The 19,551-nt window shown below is 40.6% G+C and carries 17 protein-coding genes, 2 tRNA genes and 1 other annotated feature; of the genes, 15 read left to right on the top strand and 4 right to left on the bottom strand.

Annotated elements, in window-relative coordinates:
* The first annotated feature begins 59 nt into the window (after positions 1 to 59).
* Entirely contained in the window at positions 60 to 890 is an 831-nt protein-coding gene (gene ku / locus ACIQCO_RS11815; protein WP_400428672.1) for a non-homologous end joining protein Ku, read from the top strand.
* A 409-nt stretch (positions 891 to 1,299) separates the two neighbouring features.
* The gene (locus ACIQCO_RS11820; protein WP_400428673.1) at positions 1,300 to 1,503 is read left to right on the top strand and encodes a cold-shock protein; all 204 of its coding nucleotides are present in this window, start codon (positions 1,300 to 1,302) and stop codon (positions 1,501 to 1,503) included.
* Between the two features lie 41 nt (positions 1,504 to 1,544).
* Here the strand turns inward: ACIQCO_RS11820 and ACIQCO_RS11825 are convergent, their stop codons facing one another.
* Entirely contained in the window at positions 1,545 to 1,838 is a 294-nt protein-coding gene (locus ACIQCO_RS11825) for a DUF6509 family protein (protein WP_400428675.1), read from the bottom strand.
* A gap of 248 nt (positions 1,839 to 2,086) precedes the next feature.
* Here ACIQCO_RS11825 and ACIQCO_RS11830 point away from each other — a divergent pair, with 248 nt between their 5' ends.
* From ACIQCO_RS11830 to ACIQCO_RS11845, 4 genes are all read left to right on the top strand, one after another.
* On the top strand, positions 2,087 to 2,770 hold the full coding sequence (locus ACIQCO_RS11830; protein WP_400428676.1) for a TorD/DmsD family molecular chaperone: 684 nt from the start codon (positions 2,087 to 2,089) through the stop codon (positions 2,768 to 2,770).
* Positions 2,749 to 5,148 carry a DMSO/selenate family reductase complex A subunit gene (locus ACIQCO_RS11835; RefSeq protein ID WP_400428678.1) on the top strand — a complete coding sequence of 800 codons (2,400 nt, stop codon included), beginning with the start codon at positions 2,749 to 2,751 and terminating at the stop codon, positions 5,146 to 5,148. The genes ACIQCO_RS11830 and ACIQCO_RS11835 overlap by 22 nt, the downstream gene beginning before the upstream one ends.
* The gene (locus ACIQCO_RS11840; protein ID WP_400428679.1) at positions 5,145 to 5,741 is read left to right on the top strand and encodes a DMSO/selenate family reductase complex B subunit; all 597 of its coding nucleotides are present in this window, start codon (positions 5,145 to 5,147) and stop codon (positions 5,739 to 5,741) included. Before ACIQCO_RS11835 ends, ACIQCO_RS11840 begins: the two co-directional genes overlap by 4 nt.
* A 69-nt stretch (positions 5,742 to 5,810) precedes the next feature.
* Entirely contained in the window at positions 5,811 to 6,707 is an 897-nt protein-coding gene (locus tag ACIQCO_RS11845) for a 4Fe-4S binding protein (RefSeq protein ID WP_400428680.1), read from the top strand.
* A 45-nt stretch (positions 6,708 to 6,752) separates the two neighbouring features.
* On the opposite strand, the gene ACIQCO_RS11850 is transcribed toward ACIQCO_RS11845, so the two are convergent.
* From ACIQCO_RS11850 to bcbE, 3 genes are all read right to left on the bottom strand, one after another.
* Positions 6,753 to 6,841 (bottom strand) — tRNA-Ser (locus ACIQCO_RS11850).
* A gap of 13 nt (positions 6,842 to 6,854) precedes the next feature.
* Positions 6,855 to 6,925: transfer RNA gene (locus ACIQCO_RS11855), tRNA-Gly, on the bottom strand.
* A 149-nt stretch (positions 6,926 to 7,074) separates the two neighbouring features.
* Complete coding sequence (bcbE, locus tag ACIQCO_RS11860; protein WP_400428681.1) at positions 7,075 to 8,352, bottom strand: bacillibactin exporter BcbE; 1,278 nt, start codon at positions 8,350 to 8,352, stop codon at positions 7,075 to 7,077.
* Between the two features lie 190 nt (positions 8,353 to 8,542).
* Positions 8,543 to 8,791: a binding site (T-box leader), on the top strand.
* 67 nt (positions 8,792 to 8,858) lie between these two features.
* Here bcbE and trpE point away from each other — a divergent pair.
* The 9 genes from trpE (at position 8,859) to ACIQCO_RS11905 (ending at position 19,549) form a co-directional block, all read left to right on the top strand.
* The gene (gene trpE / locus ACIQCO_RS11865; protein ID WP_400428683.1) at positions 8,859 to 10,262 is read left to right on the top strand and encodes an anthranilate synthase component I; all 1,404 of its coding nucleotides are present in this window, start codon (positions 8,859 to 8,861) and stop codon (positions 10,260 to 10,262) included.
* Positions 10,246 to 10,857 (top strand): anthranilate synthase component II, encoded by a 612-nt coding sequence (locus ACIQCO_RS11870; RefSeq protein ID WP_400428684.1) that lies wholly within the window; start codon positions 10,246 to 10,248, stop codon positions 10,855 to 10,857. Before trpE ends, ACIQCO_RS11870 begins: the two co-directional genes overlap by 17 nt.
* Complete coding sequence (gene trpD, locus ACIQCO_RS11875; protein WP_400428685.1) at positions 10,829 to 11,854, top strand: anthranilate phosphoribosyltransferase; 1,026 nt, start codon at positions 10,829 to 10,831, stop codon at positions 11,852 to 11,854. Before ACIQCO_RS11870 ends, trpD begins: the two co-directional genes overlap by 29 nt.
* A complete protein-coding gene (gene trpC, locus ACIQCO_RS11880) occupies positions 11,855 to 12,646 on the top strand; it encodes an indole-3-glycerol phosphate synthase TrpC (RefSeq protein ID WP_400428687.1) in 792 nt (263 codons plus the stop codon).
* Positions 12,643 to 13,251 (top strand): phosphoribosylanthranilate isomerase, encoded by a 609-nt coding sequence (locus ACIQCO_RS11885; protein ID WP_400428689.1) that lies wholly within the window; start codon positions 12,643 to 12,645, stop codon positions 13,249 to 13,251. The genes trpC and ACIQCO_RS11885 overlap by 4 nt, the downstream gene beginning before the upstream one ends.
* 17 nt (positions 13,252 to 13,268) lie before the next feature.
* On the top strand, positions 13,269 to 14,474 hold the full coding sequence (gene trpB, locus ACIQCO_RS11890) for a tryptophan synthase subunit beta (protein ID WP_400428690.1): 1,206 nt from the start codon (positions 13,269 to 13,271) through the stop codon (positions 14,472 to 14,474).
* Entirely contained in the window at positions 14,471 to 15,256 is a 786-nt protein-coding gene (gene trpA, locus ACIQCO_RS11895) for a tryptophan synthase subunit alpha (protein WP_400428692.1), read from the top strand. The genes trpB and trpA overlap by 4 nt, the downstream gene beginning before the upstream one ends.
* Positions 15,257 to 15,364: 108 nt before the next feature.
* Positions 15,365 to 16,441 (top strand): tRNA 2-selenouridine(34) synthase MnmH, encoded by a 1,077-nt coding sequence (gene mnmH, locus ACIQCO_RS11900; protein ID WP_400428694.1) that lies wholly within the window; start codon positions 15,365 to 15,367, stop codon positions 16,439 to 16,441.
* A gap of 261 nt (positions 16,442 to 16,702) precedes the next feature.
* Entirely contained in the window at positions 16,703 to 19,549 is a 2,847-nt protein-coding gene (locus ACIQCO_RS11905; RefSeq protein WP_400428696.1) for a 2-oxoglutarate dehydrogenase E1 component, read from the top strand.
* The last annotated feature ends 2 nt before the right edge of the window (positions 19,550 to 19,551 follow it).

A 19,551-nucleotide genomic window follows, 5' to 3' on the forward strand; every position in this document is an offset into this window, starting at 1 on the left:
AGGAATGTCCCTGTTAAGGTGACGCAAAATAAAAATAAAAAGGAATGGAGAATAACATTATGCATACGATGTGGAAGGGCAGTATCAGCTTTGGGCTTGTAAACATTCCCATTAAGCTCCATACAGCAACAGAAGATAAAGATATCAAGCTCCGTACGCTCCATAATAAGTGCCATGCCCCGATAAAATATGAGAAAATCTGTTCAGTTTGTGAAGAAGAAGTAAAACCCGATGACATTGTCAAAGCGTATGAGTATACGAAAGGAAAATTCGTTGTCCTTGATCATGAGGACCTTGAAAAGCTGAAAAAGGAAAACGAAGAAAAAGCAGTGGAAATCATTGATTTCGTCAAAATCGAACAAATTGATCCAATCTATTTTGACCGAAGCTATTATATGTCCCCGAATGAGGGAGGAAGTAAGGCCTATTCTTTGTTACGTAAAGCATTACAGGAATCCCAAAAAGTGGGTCTTGCGAAAATTATTATCCGGTCTAAAGAGCAGCTGGCGGTCATCCGAGTTTATGAAAATACCTTGGTCATGGAAACCATTCATTATCCAGACGAAGTGCGAAAGTCAGGCGACGTACCCAATGTTCCGGCAGAAAACAAAGTGACCAAGAAAGAACTGGACACGGCTATCCTGCTTATTGACCAATTGACTTCGGAGTTCGAACCGGAAAAATATACTGATGAGTATAGGACAGCACTGCTTGAACTGATTGAATCGAGACGCAATGGAAAAGAAACAGTAACTGCAGCAACAAAGGAAGCACCGTCAAATGTTACCGATTTAATGGCCGCTTTACAGGCATCGATTGACCGCACAAAACCAAAAAAAGCTGCAGCACCAAGAAAGAAGGCAGCAGCAAAAATAAAGAAAGAAGCCTAAGGAAAAAAATAAGCCGATTCGAAACGGTTGAATCGGTTTTATTTTGGCGTGATACAAAATATTTTCAAAATTTCCTAGTTTTAGAAATGGATTTGACTAAAAGCTGGGATTGCGATAAAATAGAGTTAGGCTTTAAAGTTCGCTAATTATTTATTGGTTTAAGTAGTCGTAACTGCACGGGAATGTGGGTGAAGCTATTACCCAAACGTGCCAGTGCGTCTTTTTTGTTAATTTAATTAAGATTAACTTTAAGTGAACAATTTTTTTCTTGGATTAGAAAGGTGATGCACATGGATAAGCATTACCTTTTTATCTATATATAGTTATGAGTTTGCTAGAAAAATAGCGTCATAGCTAACAAACGGAGTGTTTAAAAACAGTCATAACTAAGTACAAGGGGTGATAAGTTTTGGCGTTTGGCAGAAAAAATGATGAAGAAATCAAACTAGAAGAAACTAAAATTTGGGTATGTAATTCAGAGAATTGTAAATGCTGGATTCGTGACAATTTTAAAAGCAGCGATGTGCCCCTATGTCCAATTTGCAAAAGCGAAATGAGTGAATCAACAAAAGAACTTCAAGTGATTCATAATCATAGTAAAAATTTTATGTAGGTGTATGGGAAAAGCAGGAGGATATTTGTCCCCTGCTTTTTTTATTCTTCCAAATGATCCTTACAAAACTGCAGGACTAACTCTTCCTCATCCACTTCAAGTGCAAAGTCTAACACTTTTTCAGTTTCCCTTTCAAAAAAATGGTACTGGGAAAGTCTTTGTCCCTTCTCATCGCTTACAAAAATTATTTTTAATCCAACCCCTTTATCAGAATAGAGTTCATCTTCGACATCTACATCAAGATCAAGGAAAAACTCATAACGGTCACCTGATAATAAACCAAATGGATCTTCTAGTTTATCAACTAAATAGCTAGTAATAATCAAACGGATCATCCTTTACATATTATTTCATCGTCTTATTATACACTCTTTTTGTGTTACAAGAAAAATTAAAACTAATTAAATCGCTTTATGGCTAAATTGGCAATCCTAATTTGAAGATAATGTGAATAAATGCACAAAAGCGATAACAATTATGGGAGAATGCGGTAATATTATGTTGTAATTAATAATGAAATTAAGCGCAGGTGAAAAAATAACAAATAAACATGTGAAATATTTCACAAGAAGGAGAAGGTGAAATGACTGCGACGACAGACCCATTACATATTCAATTACAGCCGTATTTGGTAGAGAGAAAAAATTTTTATCAACTTTTACATTTATTATTTTCAGTGCCAGGAAATATAGATTCATTATTTGAAATTAAAAGAGATGAAACGTTCAAAGAATTAAGGGAATTCCATGACGGCGGAAAAATCCTTGATCGCTTTTTCAAACACCTTAATGTTGAGCAAATTAAGAGGGAGCAACAAGAGTTCCAAAGGCTCTTCATTGGACCTGGCCCTTTAGCCGCACCTCCGTGGGAATCATACTACAGGAGCAGCGAAAAACTCTTGTTTGAAGAATGGACCTATCAAATTAGGAAAGTATACCATCAATTTGGTCTCCAATATTGCAAAGAAAATAATGAGCCTGATGACCACCTGCTACTTGAACTGGAATTTATGATCTACCTTTCTGATTTATGTTTGCAAGAAACGAAGGACGACAGGATAGAGAAACTGCTTGCGACCCAGATTAGCTTCCTAGAAGAACATTTAGGGATTTGGATCCCATACTTTTGTGAAAAAGTTATTGAAAATACAAGTAGTCAATTATATTTGGGAGCAGCGATGCTGCTTAAATATTTTTTGAGCTTTGATCTGGAATCATTAGTGGAAGTAAGGGAGGGTTTACAATTATGTCTGAAAATCATCCATTAACGAATATTTTAGCCAATAAAATGCAGCGACGCACATTTTTGAAATGGTCAGGGGCAATCAGTTTACCTGTGATTGCTGGAGGAATCGGCACAAAGATGCTCGTTGAACGGAATAAAGAGGCAAAGGCAGTAAGTACGAAAGACAATGAGAAAATTATTTCTACCTGCAGCGTGAATAACTGCGGCGGGCGCTGTGTAATTAAGGCGCATGTTAAGGATGGGGTGGTTGTGCGGGTCAGTACCGACTCACAAGAAAGCGGTGACTTGTCTACCCCGCCATTGAGGGCATGTGTCAGAGGAAGAAATTACCGACGGATGCTTTACCATCCGGACCGTTTAAAATACCCAATGAAACGGGTTGGCAAGCGGGGCGAAGGGAAATTTAAACGGATTTCATGGGATGAGGCGATCGAAACCATTGCATCTGAAGTAAAGCGAATTGGTGATAAATACGGCCCAGAATCCAGGTATGATAACTATGCCTCGGGACAATGCTGGGGACTTCATGGCGGCAGTGCTTCAGTAAGGAAATTATTATCGCTTACCGGCGGCTTTCTAAATTATCGTAATGACTATAGTTCCGGTGCAGGTAATGTAGCAACACCCTTTACGTACGGAACCAACAATTCAGGCAGCAGCTTTGATTCGCTTTTACACTCCAAATACATTATTTTGTGGGGGCAAAATCCTTCTGAAATGATATTCTCGACACCATACCGTGAATATTTAATGCAGGCAAAGAAAAATGGCGCAAGAATAATTGTCATTGATCCGCGTTATACAGATACGGCTATCGTATTCGCAGATGAGTGGATTCCGATTCTGCCGACAACGGATAATGCGATGATGGATGCGATGGGATATGTCATTATTACCGAAAATCTGCACGATCAAGCATTTCTAGATAAATACTGTCTTGGCTTTGATGGTGAGCATATGCCTGATGGAATAGCGAAGGTAGAGTCGTTGAAAAGCTATTTACTGGGGGAAAAGGATGGTACCCCAAAAACTCCGGAATGGGCTGAAAAAATTTGCCGGGTACCAGCTAATAAAATCCGCGAAATTGCCCGGGAGTATGCAAACACAAAACCCGCAGCTCTGATTCAAGGCTGGGGACCACAGCGTCATGCCTACGGTGAACAAATTATGCGCGGTGGTGCACAGTTAGCCTGCCTCACAGGAAATGTTGGCAAGCTTGGCGGCTGGGCTGCCGGTACTGGCTATTGGAATCGCTCGAATATCGTCTTTCCATTTACCTATGACAATCCAGTAAAAGCGTCTATTCCCTGTTTCCTTTGGACAAAAGCAGTCGAAATGGGAACAGAAATGACTGCAGCTGATGGACTAGAAGGAACAGAACGATTAAATACGAATATTAAATTAATTTTTAACATGGCCGGAAATATGCTTATCAACCAGCATGCGGATATTAATAAGACAAGAAAACTTCTTGAGGATGAAAGTAAAGTAGAATTTATTGTTGTCAGTGATATTTTTATGACGCCAAGTGCTAAGTTTGCCGACATTCTATTACCGGGAACGACGTTCTTTGAACGCTATGATATTGGGATTCCATGGTGTTTTGGGGATTACGTCGTGTTTGGTGAAAAAACAATTGAGCCGCTTTATGAATGCCGTGATGAATATGATGTCTTTGCAGAAGTAGCAGATAAATTAGGTGTAAAAGAAAAGTATACAGAGGGCAGAACCATCCTCGGCTTGGTGAAGGAAAGTGTGGAGAGGACAAGGAAAGAACTGGATGCAAACTTTCCAACCTTTGAGGATTTCCGTCAAAAGGGGGTCCATCATTTTAAATACGATGCCCCACTTGTAGGTTTTAAAGAGCAAATTGACGACTTTGAGAAAAACCGATTTGAAACCCCTTCCGGAAAAATTGAATTATTTTCAAAGACTTTGTGGGATATGAATCAACATGACGAAATTCCAGCAATCGCCAAATATATATCATCGTGGGAAGGTCCAGAGGACCCATTAAAGGCGCAATATCCATTACAGCTTATCAGCTGGCATTATAAGCGGAGATGTCATTCCACCTATGACAATCAAGAATGGCTGGAGGAAGCTGCAAAGCAAGAAATGTGGTTGAATCCTAAAGATGCAGACAAGCGCGGAATAAAAAATGGTGACCGTGTGCAGGTGTTTAATGAGCGAGGCAGTTTATTGATTGATGTAAAGGTGACACCAAGAATCACTCCAGGTGTAGCGGGGATCCCCCAAGGTGCCTGGTATACCCCAGATACGGATGGACAGGATCAACGGGGTTCGGTGAATGTGCTGACATCACAGCGGCCAACACCTCTTGCAAAAGCGACTCCACAACTAACAAACCTTGTTGAAGTGAAAAAAGCTAAGGAGTGAGGAAGTTGGCACAGTTAGGATTTTATATGAATCAAAGTCTTTGCACTGGCTGTAAAGCCTGTAGTGTATCATGTAAGGATAAAAATAATCTTGACGTCGGTTTGAATTTTCGCCGGGTTTACACCTATGAAGAAGGTACCTTTATCCAGCAGCCATCAAGCGGTTTTGTGAATAACATAAAAGCTTTCTATTTCACCATTGCCTGCAATCATTGTACAAAACCAAGATGTATTCCCAGCTGCCCAACCGGAGCAATCATAAAGAATAAAGAAAATGGGGTAGTGACCATTGATCAAGAAATTTGTGCCGGAGCGCAGCTTTGCGTTAAGGCATGTCCTTACGGTGCCCCGCAATATAATAAACAGAAGTTTAAATCGAATAAATGTGATTTTTGTATCGACCTTCAAGAAAAAGGCGAGGAACCAGTGTGTGTAGCAACCTGCCCAATGAGGGCAATTGAATTTGGACCGGTAGAAAAGCTGAGGGAAAAATATGGGAGTGTCAGCCAAATTAAAGGGATGCCAAGCAATTCAATTACCCATCCCAATATTGTCATTACACCCCATAAAGATGCGAAATTGTCCAGTTCTTAAAAAATAATCAGTTGCAGCGCCAAGTGTTTAGCGGCGCTGCGAGTGAATTTTCTAGGTGATTCTATGTCTTTGATTCTAAATTGGTTAGAAAGTCTGCATGCCGATGTGAAAATAACGGAAAAATGTTCAAGGCAGAGAAACTATAGGTCCACCTGCATTGTTTGTGCGCAGGCATGTAAATTGGAAGCAATTTCATTCAATGAAAGAACAGTGGTAATTGATTCACAGCGCTGCAATTCCTGTGGAGATTGTATTATTGCCTGTCCATTGTCAACAATGAAAGGCTTACCGGGTACAAGAAAATTTGATCATACCAGTCTCATTTTTAGTGAGGCCTATACACCAACGGAAAAGGAATTGCTGATTTATAAAAAAAGAGGAATGAACACTATACAGATAACCGATATTCCACTAAATGAACAATGGGGTTTTGCACTAAATGAAACAAATCGAATATTGAAGCTCTTAGGTGAAAAACCGATTGAAGTTGTGCGAAATAGTAAGGAGGAGAAGCTATCGCGGAGAGCCTTGTTTTCCTCACTGCAAAAAGAGGGGAAACAATTAGCTAGAAGTTTGGCTCCTGTTTCGTGGCAGATGGAAGAAGATGAATGGAATCTTACAAGGTATTATCAAGAGCTTCAATTTTACTCAGTAGAAATGGATAAAAATAAATGTACACTCTGCCAGGCTTGTTTTTCCTTTTGCCAGCAAAAAGTGTTTCGTTTAGAAGATTCTGTTTTGCAGATTCAACATGAAAAATGTGTGAATTGTACTGCCTGCACAGATATTTGTCCGGAAGAGGCCATCCGGATAAGGCCTGAAATAAAGGAAAAAAGTGTGACGGTTGAGAGTTTTTTTACAAAAAAATGCCAGGATTGCGGACATGTGTATGCTTCCTTTAAGAAGGGAAAAGAGAAATGTCATATTTGTGTAAACAGGGACCCCGAGTGGTTAAGTCCATACTAAAAAACGCCAGAAAGCTCTGGCGTTTTTTATTTTTTAATTGGATGAAGGAGAAGATGAGATTCGAACTCACGCGACGGTCGCCCGCCCTAGCGCATTTCGAGTGCGCCCCCTTATAACCACTTGGGTACTTCTCCAAGTTTAATAAAGAGCGGGTGAGGGGAATCGAACCCCCGCCGTCAGCTTGGGAAGCTGAAATTCTACCATTAAACCACACCCGCAATACCTAATTAATCCAATAATCATTATACTATAAAACTAAAGAATGTGGTAGATAAAAATTAGCTTTTTAAGGGGCAGCCAGTATGTACCTAGAAAAATCAAAGCGACCGTGAAGCAGGAAAATAGGGTAGGGCCGCATTTAGTTGTGTTAGCCCTTTGCCTTTGGTTTAATCGCAAATAGAGCGACAATAGCTGCCAGGATGCTGAGACTGCTCATGACGATAAAAATCCACTGATTTGAAAATTTCATTAGCACTGCAATAATCGGAGGACCTGCTGCGACACCGATAAACCTCATGGATGCATAAAACGATGTGATGGTTCCGCGTTCCTTCTTTTCTACCCCATCTGTAATGAGTGTATCAAGACAAGGAAGCCCAATACCAATCCCGATACCACTGATTAAAAACATTGTGATCATATACCATAACTTAATGGAAAACCATAAGGCCCCAATGGAAAGAGCCGCAGCCAGGATGCCGCCAAACGTTAACCATTTCATTAATACTTTATTTTTTTTAATGATCTTTCCGCCAATAAATGATGAAAGGCAAAGTGCTCCAAGCGGTAACGCTAGAAAGAAACCTTTTTTAATATCCTTTATTCCATATTCTTTTTCGAAGATTTCCGAAAGGTAAAACAGAATTCCGAATAGAACGAGCATGAGGATGCCGCCAATAAAAAAGATGGCATAAAGCCAACGACCCTTCTCGCTAAAGGTCTTTTTAACACCATTAAAGAAATCCCTAAAGGGAACTGGTTTTTGAGCACTTTTTGGAGATTTAACTAGAAAAATCATCATCACAACAGAAACAGCACAAAAGACCGGAAAAGAAAGAAAAGGTAAAAACCAAATAAATCCCGCCAGAAATGCCCCGAAAATGGGGCTTAAGACCTTTCCAAACGTATTAGATGTTTCGATAAGTCCCAAACAAACACTAACGTCATCCTCATTTTTAAACATATCCCCTACTAATGGAAGCACAATTGGAAATGCCCCGGCAGCGCCGACTCCCTGTAGTGCTCGGCCCGCTAAGATTACCCAATAAGCATTATCCAATTTCCAGGCAGCCCCGCCGGAAATAAGTCCGCCAATTCCTGCAATGATGAGGCTTGGGATGATGACCTTTTTCCTGCCGATATGGTCTGATAAATAGCCGGCAATTGGGATTAAAAAAATCGCGACAACTGAATAAACCGTAATAATCATACTAGTTTGTAACGATGAAATATCTAATTTCTTTTCCATGGAAGGTAAAATAGGAATCAACATAGAATTTCCCAATGTCATGACTAATGGAATCGATGATAGTGATAGAATTGCCCACTTTTGCTTTGAGATCTCATCCGAACGTTTATTTCCTGCTTTAGTCTTTTTCTTTTTTGCTGCAGGTGGGCTTTTCGATAATTGCTCAATATGTTCCATTTTTTCTCTCTATCCCGCCTTCATTTTATTTGTACTGTTAATATGGCTTTATTCGATATAAAAAAACCTTAGGGACGTGAATCCTTTTAATGGCAGCTAAGGGGATAACCGTTTTTGAAAATTCTAAAAAATATCTCTTGACAGTTGCCGCCAAATTTAATAACATTGAAAACAATATCAAACTAAATAATGCAAATTGTTGAACAAGAGGAGTACACATATTTATTTCTTTGCAGAGAGTCGGGGGAGGTGAGAGCCCGATAAGAAAGGATTTGTGGAATGGACTTGTGAGAGGTACCTTGAACAAAAGTAGGGATACACGGAGTTCCACCGTTAAAAGGATAGGATATCGAGCGAAGACTCTGTATCTGAAATTGAGGAAGCAATTTATTATTGCTTCAAACTGAGGTGGCACCACGATTCCAGAATCGTCCTCTATATGCATAACGCTTGTTATGCATATAGAGGACGATTTTTTTTTATTTTATTTTGAAAGGAGTAAAGAAATGACTGTTAAAACTGGTTTTATAAAAAAAGAAATTCGTGGAGATATTCATACGCCCATTTCGATTTTACAAAAAATCACCGGACAAAAGAAGTTTTTATTGGAAAGTTCTCATAAATTTAATGATTCTGGCCGCTACTCCTTTATTGGAGCAGATCCAGCGTTTGAACTAATTTCGTATGGGGATGTTAACGAAATTATCAATCGAAATGGTGAAAAAAAGACGTTAACAGGAAATCCTTTAGAAATTGTAAAAAACCTTTTGCCGATAATAGAGAGCGACGAAATAGCGATTCCCTTTATTGGTGGAGCAATCGGGTATGCAGGCTATGACATCATCAGACAGTACGAAATCATCGGGGAAGAGTACCCTAACAGACTAAATATGCCTGATGTCCACTTAATGTTTTATGAGGAAATCATTGTTTATGACCATCTTGAGGAAAAGGTATTGATTTTTGGTCTTCCGCTTGTAAAAGAAAGTAATCAGGAAAGTATTGAAAACAGAGTGAACCAACGGGTGGCTGAGCTGAAACGACCATACGATTTTCCTGAAGAGGAACCTTTTTCGCTTGTAGGATTTAGCTCAGAAACGACAAAGGAGGCGTATATTCAAAATGTTGCAGCAGCAAAGGCCCATATCGTCGCAGGTGATATTTTCCAGGTTGTGCTTTCAAGGAGGATGAAATCAGTATTCCAAGGTTCTGCTTTATCGCTTTACCGAAAGCATCGATCCCATAATCCTACACCATATATGTTTTATATCGATTTCGAATCCTATACCGTAATCGGTTCATCGCCTGAAAGTTTAATCAAAACAAGAGGAAAAACCGTAATCTCTAATCCAATCGCTGGTACAAAGAAAAGAGGAAAAAACGCCGAGGAAGATTTTCAGCTCGAAAAGGAATTATTACAGGACGAAAAGGAGCTTGCCGAGCATAAGATGCTGGTTGATCTTGGCAGAAACGACCTTGGCAAGGTTTGTGAATTTGGTTCCGTACAGGTTGAGAAGTACATGGCAGTAGAAAAGTTCCGCCACGTCATCCATCTTGTCTCAGAAATATGCGGCTGTCTTCAGCCTGAAAAAACAGCGATTGATGCACTTGCTGCCTGCCTTCCTGCCGGTACCGTTTCGGGTGCCCCAAAGGTGAGAGCAATGGAAATTATCAATTCCTTAGAAAAGTCAAAACGCGGGCTTTATTCTGGGGCAATAGGTTACTTATCGGTAAACGGAAACATGGATTTTGCCTTGGCAATTCGAACGATGATTCTGAAAGAAGGAATTGCCTATATTCAAGCAGGGGCGGGAATTGTTTTTGACTCCAATCCCGAGTCTGAGTATGAGGAAACCGTAAGCAAGTTAAAAGGCTTTTTGGAGGGACCCAAGGATGATTTTATTAATTGATAACTTTGATTCTTTTACATTTAACTTATACCAGTATTTAGGGGAATTAGGGGAGGAAGTAGTTGTTTATCGTAATAATCAGCTTACGCTGGATGAAATAGAAAGTCTGAATCCAACAGCAATTATCCTGTCGCCGGGTCCAGGAAAACCCGAGGATGCGGGAATATGCATTGAATTGATTAAGACCTTTTACCGGCGATTTCCGATTTTAGGAATTTGTCTTGGCCATCAGGCCATTGGTGCTGCTTTTGGCTCCGAGATTAGAAGGGCCCAGAATATTAGGCATGGCAAAACCTCCTTTATCATTCATAAGGACAGCAAACTATTTAATGATTTGGCGTCACCATTAGAGGTCATGCGGTATCATTCATTGGCAATTGAAAAAAGTACAATCCCTGCAGAGATTGAATGTATTGCTCATTCAATCGACGACCAAGAAGTGATGGCCATTCAGCATAATCTATATCCTGTCTTTGGGCTCCAGTTCCATCCTGAATCGATTGGGACTCCGTCAGGAAAACAAATACTTAAAAATTTTTTACAAGCGATAGAAAGGAAGGAAGCAGATGAAGAATTATTTACTCCAGTTAGCTGAGCAAAAGTCATTTTCTGAAAATCAAATGAAGGATGCGATTGATTTTATTTTGGGGGAAGAGGTCTCTGAGTCGGAAATAGCCGCCTTTTTAATGGGCTTGAAATCAAAGGGGGAAACAGTCGACGAAATTGTCGGTATTGTTCGGGCATTGCAGGCAAATACGCTGCCATTTAAGAGAAATTTCCCGAATGTTCTTGATAATTGCGGAACCGGGGGAGATGGTTCATCAAGTTTTAATGTCAGCACTACTTCCGCTTTTGTCATTGCAGGAGCCGGCGTCCCAGTTGCCAAGCATGGAAATCGAAGCATCTCCAGTAAAACGGGAAGTGCCGATGTCCTTGAACATTTGGGGATAAATCTAAATTTACCGGCTGAATGTACGGAAGAAATTCTCGAGGATATCGGAATCGCCTTTCTATTTGCACCACATGTTCATCCAAAACTTAAAAAGGTAATGACCGTTCGTAAACAACTTAAAATACCAACCATTTTTAATTTTATCGGGCCGCTGACAAACCCAATTGAATTAGATTACCAGCTGCTTGGGGTTTATCGGAGGGATTTAATCCATGTGTTTGCAGAAGTGTTAAAACAATTGGGACGTAAGCGGGCAACGGTCATCAATGGTGCAGGCTTTATGGATGAAGCATCACTGCAGGGCGAAAACCATCTTACCATTTTGGACAATGGAACGATTACTAATCATTCCTTCTATCCCGAAGAGGCTGGCCTGCCGCAATATGAAAATAGCTGTATTAAGGGCGGCGATGCTAAGGATAATGCCGAAATATTGATGAACGTTTTAAAAGGAAAAAAAGGAGCTTACCTGGATACCGTACTCCTAAATGCAGGTATCGGAATTTTCACTGCTGGCAAGGCAGACACGATTAATGATGGGATTCAAACAGCTAAGGACATCATTGATTCAGGGGCAGCGTATGAAAAGCTAATCTCCCTAATTGAAAAATCCCAAGCGGTGCAAAGGGAGGCGATCTAAGTGGGAACAATACTTGAGCAGATCCTTGAACAAAAAAAGCAAGAAGTCAATTTTCTTCGTGAAAACAAGAATTTCAGCCCGGAACAGCACTATGAGAGACGTTCTTTAATAAAAAAGCTGCAAACAGCTGGGGAATTAGCGATTATGGCCGAATTCAAACGGGCATCACCGTCAAAAGGAATCATCAATAACAAAATGAATCCAGGTGAGCAAGCGGCAGCTTACGAAAAGTTTGGCGCAAGTGCGATATCTGTATTAACAGATCAAACTTTTTTTAAAGGATCTTTTGCCGATTTAAAGACGGTCCGTGAGGCTGTGGAACTGCCGCTTCTTTGCAAAGATTTTATTATTGATCCGCTGCAAATTAATCAGGCAGCAATACATGGAGCTGATTTAATTCTATTAATTGCCGCAGCATTGGACGAAATGAGATTAAGTGAATTGTATCAATATGCTAAAGGCAGAGGATTGGAAATATTAGTAGAGGTTCACAATCAGAAAGAGCTGGAGAAGGCGATGAAGATTGGAGCGGAGCTGATTGGCATTAATAATCGCGACCTGAAAACCTTTCATGTATCGTTAGAAGTAACAGAAAAATTAGCTCAAGAGGTGAAAAACTCCGGTGCCTTTTTGATTAGTGAAAGTGGAATTCATCATCAGGAAGATGTAAAACGAGTTAGAGATGCAGGGGCTAATGGAATATTGGTCGGTGAAGCCTTTATGAAGAGCCCAGATGTAGAACAAACCTTTCGCGATTTTTGCTTGCCATTAAGCGGGGGTGTTTCAAGATGAAGGTCAAAATCTGCGGGGTAATGAATGTTGAAACAGCGGCAGCTGCTGTCGAGTACGGTGCCGACGCCATTGGGTTTGTGTTTGCGGAAAGTAAGCGAAGAGTTTCTCCTGAAAAGGCCAAAGAAATTATTTCTTATGTGCCGGATGATGTGATCAAGGTGGGTGTCTTTGTTAACGAAACAAAAGACGAAATTGAAAGGATTGCTGCAATAGCCGGTCTGACCCATATCCAATTACACGGTGACGAAACAGCGGTTTTCAGTTCATCTTTATCATTGCCAGTAATAAAAGCGATTAGCTTTCATAGTAACGAAGCGTTAGCGGGTTATTATCAATTTCCGTGTGAGTTTCTGCTCCTTGACGGCCCAAAAGGAAAATACAGAGGCGGAAACGGGACGGCGTTTGCTTGGAGTGAAGTGAACCCAACAATAATCAATGAAAAAAAAGTAATCCTTGCAGGGGGATTGCATGTTGATAATGTCGAAGCGGCAATAAAGACAATTAGACCTTGTATGGTGGATGTAAGTTCAGGAGTCGAAACCGAAGGGGTTAAGGATTTTAGAAAGATTAAAGAATTTATCAAAAAGGCAAAGGGAGCAATTTAGAAATGGAGGAGCAAGGAATGAAGACCTATACATTACCAAATGAAAAAGGCCATTTTGGCATTTTTGGCGGAAGATTTGTACCTGAAACATTGATGAAGGCCATTTTGGAATTAGAGCAGGCCTATGACAACGCTAAAAAGGACGCTAGCTTTCAAGCAGAAATCGATCGTTTATTAAAAGAATATGTGGGCAGGGAAACTCCGTTATATTTTGCTGAAAATCTTAGCAGGCATGCTGGGGGAGCAAATATATACCTCAAAAGAGAAGATTTAAACCATACCGGTGCGCATAAAATCAATAATGCAATTGGGCAAGCGCTATTGGCAGTTCGAATGGGGAAAAAGAAGATTGTTGCCGAAACTGGAGCCGGCCAGCATGGGGTTGCAACCGCAACGGTTTGTGCACTTTTAAACCTCGATTGCATCATTTTTATGGGTGAGGAAGACATTAAGCGCCAAGCGCTGAACGTTTTCCGGATGGAATTGCTTGGTGCAAAGGTGGTCAGTGTTACCTCTGGTAGTGCGACTCTTAAGGATGCGGTTAACGAAGCGCTCAGGTACTGGGTCGCTAATGTGGATGATACCCACTATTTATTGGGTTCTGTTATGGGTCCACATCCATTCCCAACAATGGTTAGGGATTTTCAAAGTGTGATTGGCAAGGAAACAAAAGAACAATTCCAACTCCGCAATAGCAGCCTTCCAGACGCAGTCGTGGCATGTATCGGCGGCGGAAGCAATGCGATGGGAATGTTCTATCCATTTATCGAGGATGAGGAAGTCAGTTTATATGGTGTAGAGGCTGCCGGGCAGGGCGTGGATACGGATTATCATGCTGCCTCGCTGACAAAAGGGAAACCAGGCGTTTTACATGGCGCGTTAATGTATTTGCTTCAAAATGATCATGGGCAAATTCAAGAAGCCCATTCAATTTCAGCCGGTCTGGATTATCCCGGGGTCGGTCCTGAACATAGCCATTTAAAGGAAGTCGGCAGGGCAAAATACTTCTCGATTACGGATGATGAAGCACTTGAGGCGTTTCAGCTTTTATCAAGGCTGGAAGGAATCATCCCTGCGCTTGAAAGTGCACATGCCATCGCTTTTGCCGTTAAACTAGCATCTGAAATGAGAGAATCTCAAAATATCGTTGTTTGCTTGTCCGGCCGCGGTGATAAAGATGTTGAGGCAGTAAAGGCAAGGCTAAAAGGGGGAGAAGGAAAATGAACCGATTGGAACAATCTTTTAAATTACTAATCGAAAATAATAGGAAAGCTTTTGTTCCCTACATGATGGCAGGGGATGGCGGTTTAGAATGTTTAGTAGAACGATTGGTGCTCCTCGAGAAGTTCGGAGCGGCAGCCATTGAAGTCGGAGTTCCATTTTCGGATCCGGTAGCTGATGGTCCAACCATTCAAAGCGCAGGAATTAGGGCGCTTAAAAATAACACAACATTAAAGGGGATCATAACTGAACTATCAAAAGCAAGAGAGGTGGTTAAGATTCCAATTATCCTGATGACCTATCTTAATCCCATTTATGCTTACGGGATAGATGCCTTCGCCAGAGATATTCAAACAGCCGGGGTGGATGGCTGTATTATTCCAGATCTGCCGCTTGAAGAAGAGGATATTATTGCACCGCAGCTTGCTGAAGCGCAAGTGGAATTAATCCGCCTTGTTACACCTGCAACGCCTCTAGAAAGAATAACCGAGATTGCTGGCAGAGGAAAAGGTTTTTTATACGCCGTTACCGTAAAAGGGATAACAGGAACGAGAAATTTGTTCGACAATGACTTAAATGAATTTTTGGATGCCGTAAAAAAGCTAAGTCCAATTCCTGTTTTAGCCGGTTTTGGGATTTCTAACGAAGACCAAATAAAAGAATTGACTAAAAATTGTGATGGTGTTGTTGTCGGCAGTAAAATCGTCGATTTATTTGAAAAAGATAATCTTTGTGAAATGGAAAAGTTGATGGCGGTATTCAAGCAAGAAGCAAAAATAGTGTAATTCAACAGTCTGCTCCTATCCATGGAAGTGACAGGATTTCAACTCCTTGAAGGCTATGAGTATCTCCTATATAATGTGTTTATAGTCTTTCAAGGAGCGTAGTTTAATATGAAGGAAATAACTGTTGATGAACTTTTTACAATAAAGGAACCAGTAATCATTGATATACGCTCTCCCATTGAGTTTAAGGATGGTGCAATTCCGGGAGCAATAAATATTCCGATTTTTTCAGATGAAGAACGTCAAGAAATCGGTACGATATACAAGCAGCAAGGACAGGCAGCAGCAAAATGGCGAGCGATGGAGCTTGTTTCACCTAAAATCCCCGAGTTAATGCGGACGATTAAAGCTTATCATACAAGTGGTAGTGAGCTAGTGATTCATTGTTGGCGCGGGGGGATGCGCAGTAAAGCGGTGATCACCTTTTTGGAATTTTCCGGTATTTATGCATGGCGTTTAATCGGGGGTTATAAAGCATACCGTCATTATATCCTCGAGCAATTACCAACGATGCTTCCGAATAAAGCAATCGTCCTCCATGGGTTGACCGGTGTTGGTAAGACCGAAGTGTTAAAGCAACTGAAAAAGAAGGGATATCCAATCTTAGATCTTGAAGAAATGGCTGGTCATCGTGGATCGATTTTTGGGACAATTGGGCTTAGCGAAGGGCACAACCAAAAAACATTTGACTCCCTTTTATTTAAAGGACTTCAGGAAATTCAAGGGTCAGAATATTTTCTTGTCGAGGCTGAAAGTAAACGAATTGGTAAAGCCGTTCAGTCCGAGGAATTGATGAATAGTAAGTTTAAAGGTACTAACATCTATATCCATACACCCCTTGAACAACGGGTTACCCATCTTGTTTCGGAATATGTGATACCATATGAACGGGAACCATGGTATTACGAAAAAATCTCGCTTGGAATTGAAAAGGTTTTGAAACGTGTAAAAGATGCTGAGATTAAAAAAATCCTTATCGAAGCACTGAAAGAACGAAATTATCGCGTCATGATCCAGGTTTTACTTGAATCCTATTATGACCCGCGTTACGATCATGCCAGACAGGAGTACCAAGAAGAATTTTTTGATATTTTTGCGGATAACCCTATTGATGCAGCTCAAAAAATTGCAGCTAAACTAGAAGAGTTAGCGCGCAAACCAGTTTCAAAAGCGCTAAAATTATAGCAGCCAAAATTATTTCCTTTTTGAAGCACACATATATTATATGTGTGTTTTTTTCTATTATGGGGAATACACACATATAAGTCCATTTTAATTGGAAAATTAATAGTACACTAGGAAATTTTTTTGTTCGCATTTACACACACTAAACAATATTCATTACATAAAAATATATTGATTCAGGTCAATTCAAGATTCTTTTTTTGTGAAATGATAGTAGTAAAGGTGATGTAAAGATACATATGGATTAAGGGGGATAGATGAATGAACATGACTAATGCAGATAAAAAAGCTCGATTAGAAGATTTTTTTGGTCCGAATCTTGGCTATTTGATTGATCAATTTGAAAGGTATAAACAAGACCCAGCTTCAGTTGAACACGATTTAGGTTTATTCTTTGAGGGGATGAATGAGGCTGACTTTTCCACTTTTGTCCCAAAGGTTCCAGATAGTTTACAATCACGTCCTGCTCAGTACGAAAAAATAATCGCGGCAGCAAAGCTTGCTGAGAATATTCGTACCTATGGGCATCTTGCGGCAAATATTTACCCATTAGGAAATCATAAACCAGATATAAGCCATCTTGAGTTTGAGAGCTATGGACTTAGTGAGGAGGATTTAACGAAGCTGCCTGCGGCCATTCTTTCTAGGAATGGGCTGTCAGCTCATCAAACTGCACTGGAAGCCTATAACTATTTAAAGGAAATCTATACTAAAGCAATTGCCTATGAATTCGATCATGTCCATGATGTGAAGGAGAAAAATTGGTTGTTAGAAAGAATTGAAGGCAGGCAATTTCATTCACCTTTATCACGAGATAAAAAGCTTACAATCTTAAAGAGGCTATTTGAAGTGGAAGGATTCGAAAAGTACCTGCACAAAACCTTTGTTGGCCAAAAGCGATTTTCGATTGAGGGATTAGATATAATGGTTCCACTCATTGATGAAATTATTTCGGGGGCCGTACTGGATGGAGCGGAATATATAAACATCGGGATGGCACACAGAGGCAGATTGAATGTTCTGGCACATGTTCTTGGAAAACCGTATGAAATGATTTTTGCTGAATTTCAGCATGCACCCAATAAAGAACTCGTCCCATCGGAAGGGTCGATTGGAATTAACTTTGGCTGGACCGGAGATGTAAAATATCACTTGGGATTGAATCGCCAGCTCACAGCTGACAATTCAGGAAGAGTTAAGGTAACCCTTGCTAATAACCCCAGCCACCTTGAATTTGTGGGAGCAGTTGTAGAAGGATTTTCACGCGCTGCACAGGATGATAGAAAGAAGCCTGGCTATCCAATCGAAAATTTCAAATCAGCCCTGTCGATATTAATCCATGGAGATGCGGCATTCCCAGGTGAGGGTATCGTCGCTGAGACGTTAAACTTAAGCAGACTTAGAGGCTATCGAACGGGTGGGACTATTCATATTATTGCTAATAACACAATTGGCTTTACGACGGAATCTGAGGATTCTCGTTCAACTCGTTATGCAAGTGATCTTGCAAAAGGATATGAGATTCCTATTCTTCATGTGAACGCCGACGATCCAGAAGCATGTATTGCGGCCGCCATGTTAGCGGCCGAATATCGCTCCGTTTTTCATAAGGATTTTCTCATTGACTTAGTGGGCTATCGCAGATTTGGCCATAATGAGATGGATGAACCGATGACAACGAGCCCGCAAATGTATACACTTGTTCAAAAGCATCCAACTGTAAAAGAAATATATTCCACAAGCTTGAAACAGGAGGGAATTGTCACTGAGGAACAGCTTACGGATATTCAAAATGAGATCCTGCAAAAACTAGAGGCAGCCAATAGTAAAGTTACAATGCTAAAGAAAAAGGAAGAGGAAGAGTTAAAGATTCCGGAACCTCCTAAATTCAATAAGGAGCAGGCATTAATAACCACCAAGGTTCCTTTAGAAACGTTAAAAAGGATAAACAGCGAATTACTTCAATGGCCAGATGATTTTAATGTGTTTAATAAGCTTGAAAAAATTTTAAACAGACGGGCCGATATGCTTGATGAAACAGGAAAAGTGGATTGGGCATTAGCCGAGACGCTTGCCTTTGCAACGATATTAGCTGATGGCACCCCGATTCGGATATCTGGGCAGGACACCGAACGCGGGACATTTGCGCAAAGAAATCTTGTCCTTCATGATAGCAAAACGGGAGGAACCTTCGTGCCCTTGCATCATTTTTCGGATGCTAAGGGATCGTTTGCGGTCTATAATAGCCCGTTAACAGAAGCAGCAGTAGTTGGATTTGACTATGGATATCATGTCTTTTCCCCGGAGACATTAGTGATTTGGGAGGCACAATATGGTGATTTTGCTAATGCGGCACAGGTTATGTTTGACCAGTTTATTGCTGCAGGAAGAGCCAAATGGGGACAAAAATCCGGGATTGTCCTGCTGCTGCCTCATGGATACGAAGGACAAGGTCCAGAACATTCTAGTGCCAGGTTGGAGAGATTTTTACAATCAGCAGCTGAAAAAAACTGGACGGTTGTAAACCTTACTAGTGCAGCCCAATACTTTCATCTCCTCAGGCGTCAAGCTGCGATGCTTACAAGAGAAGAGATACGACCACTGGTGATTATGGCGCCAAAAAGCCTGTTACGAAATCCACTTGTTTCTTCTTCAGCAAGAGATCTAAGTGAGGGAGAATTCAGGGCGGTGATTGAACATTTCGCCGCTTCCAGGGAAGATGCAAAGGTTGAGAGGGTTGTTCTTTGTTCTGGTAAAATTGCGATTGATATCGCGGAACAACTGAAAGAGGCAAATGGTTTTGAATGGCTGCAGGTTATTAGGCTGGAAGAAATTTATCCGTTCCCTACAGAGGAATTAACGACTTTATTTTCTAAATTTAACAATATAAAAGAGGTGCTCTGGGTTCAGGAAGAACCTAAGAATATGGGCGCTTGGAATTTTGTTGAGCCACGAATACGTGAAATAGTTTCCACTGGAATAAAGGTTGATTATATTGGACGGCGACGCCGTTCAAGCCCTGCTGAAGGTGATCCAAATGTTCACAAACTAGTTCAATCAAAAATTCTTCATATGGCATTAACGAGGGTTGAAGAAGGAGGTAATTAATG

It is taken from the genome of Neobacillus sp. NPDC093127, assembly GCF_044754175.1.
In the GTDB taxonomy this organism is placed as follows: Bacteria; Bacillota; Bacilli; order Bacillales; family Cytobacillaceae; genus Neobacillus.

Bases quoted from the DNA above. Each gene is read 5' to 3' on its own strand.
- ku (WP_400428672.1), top strand. From the start codon at position 60: ATGCATACGATGTGGAAGGGCAGTATCAGCTTTGGGCTTGTAAACATT.
- ACIQCO_RS11825 (WP_400428675.1), bottom strand. From the start codon at position 1,838: ATGATCCGTTTGATTATTACTAGCTATTTAGTTGATAAACTAGAAGAT.
- ACIQCO_RS11830 (WP_400428676.1), top strand. From the start codon at position 2,087: ATGACTGCGACGACAGACCCATTACATATTCAATTACAGCCGTATTTG.
- ACIQCO_RS11835 (WP_400428678.1), top strand. From the start codon at position 2,749: ATGTCTGAAAATCATCCATTAACGAATATTTTAGCCAATAAAATGCAG.
- bcbE (WP_400428681.1), bottom strand. From the start codon at position 8,352: ATGGAACATATTGAGCAATTATCGAAAAGCCCACCTGCAGCAAAAAAG.
- trpE (WP_400428683.1), top strand. From the start codon at position 8,859: ATGACTGTTAAAACTGGTTTTATAAAAAAAGAAATTCGTGGAGATATT.
- ACIQCO_RS11870 (WP_400428684.1), top strand. From the start codon at position 10,246: ATGATTTTATTAATTGATAACTTTGATTCTTTTACATTTAACTTATAC.
- trpD (WP_400428685.1), top strand. From the start codon at position 10,829: ATGAAGAATTATTTACTCCAGTTAGCTGAGCAAAAGTCATTTTCTGAA.
- ACIQCO_RS11885 (WP_400428689.1), top strand. From the start codon at position 12,643: ATGAAGGTCAAAATCTGCGGGGTAATGAATGTTGAAACAGCGGCAGCT.
- trpB (WP_400428690.1), top strand. From the start codon at position 13,269: ATGAAGACCTATACATTACCAAATGAAAAAGGCCATTTTGGCATTTTT.
- trpA (WP_400428692.1), top strand. From the start codon at position 14,471: ATGAACCGATTGGAACAATCTTTTAAATTACTAATCGAAAATAATAGG.
- mnmH (WP_400428694.1), top strand. From the start codon at position 15,365: ATGAAGGAAATAACTGTTGATGAACTTTTTACAATAAAGGAACCAGTA.
- ACIQCO_RS11905 (WP_400428696.1), top strand. From the start codon at position 16,703: ATGAACATGACTAATGCAGATAAAAAAGCTCGATTAGAAGATTTTTTT.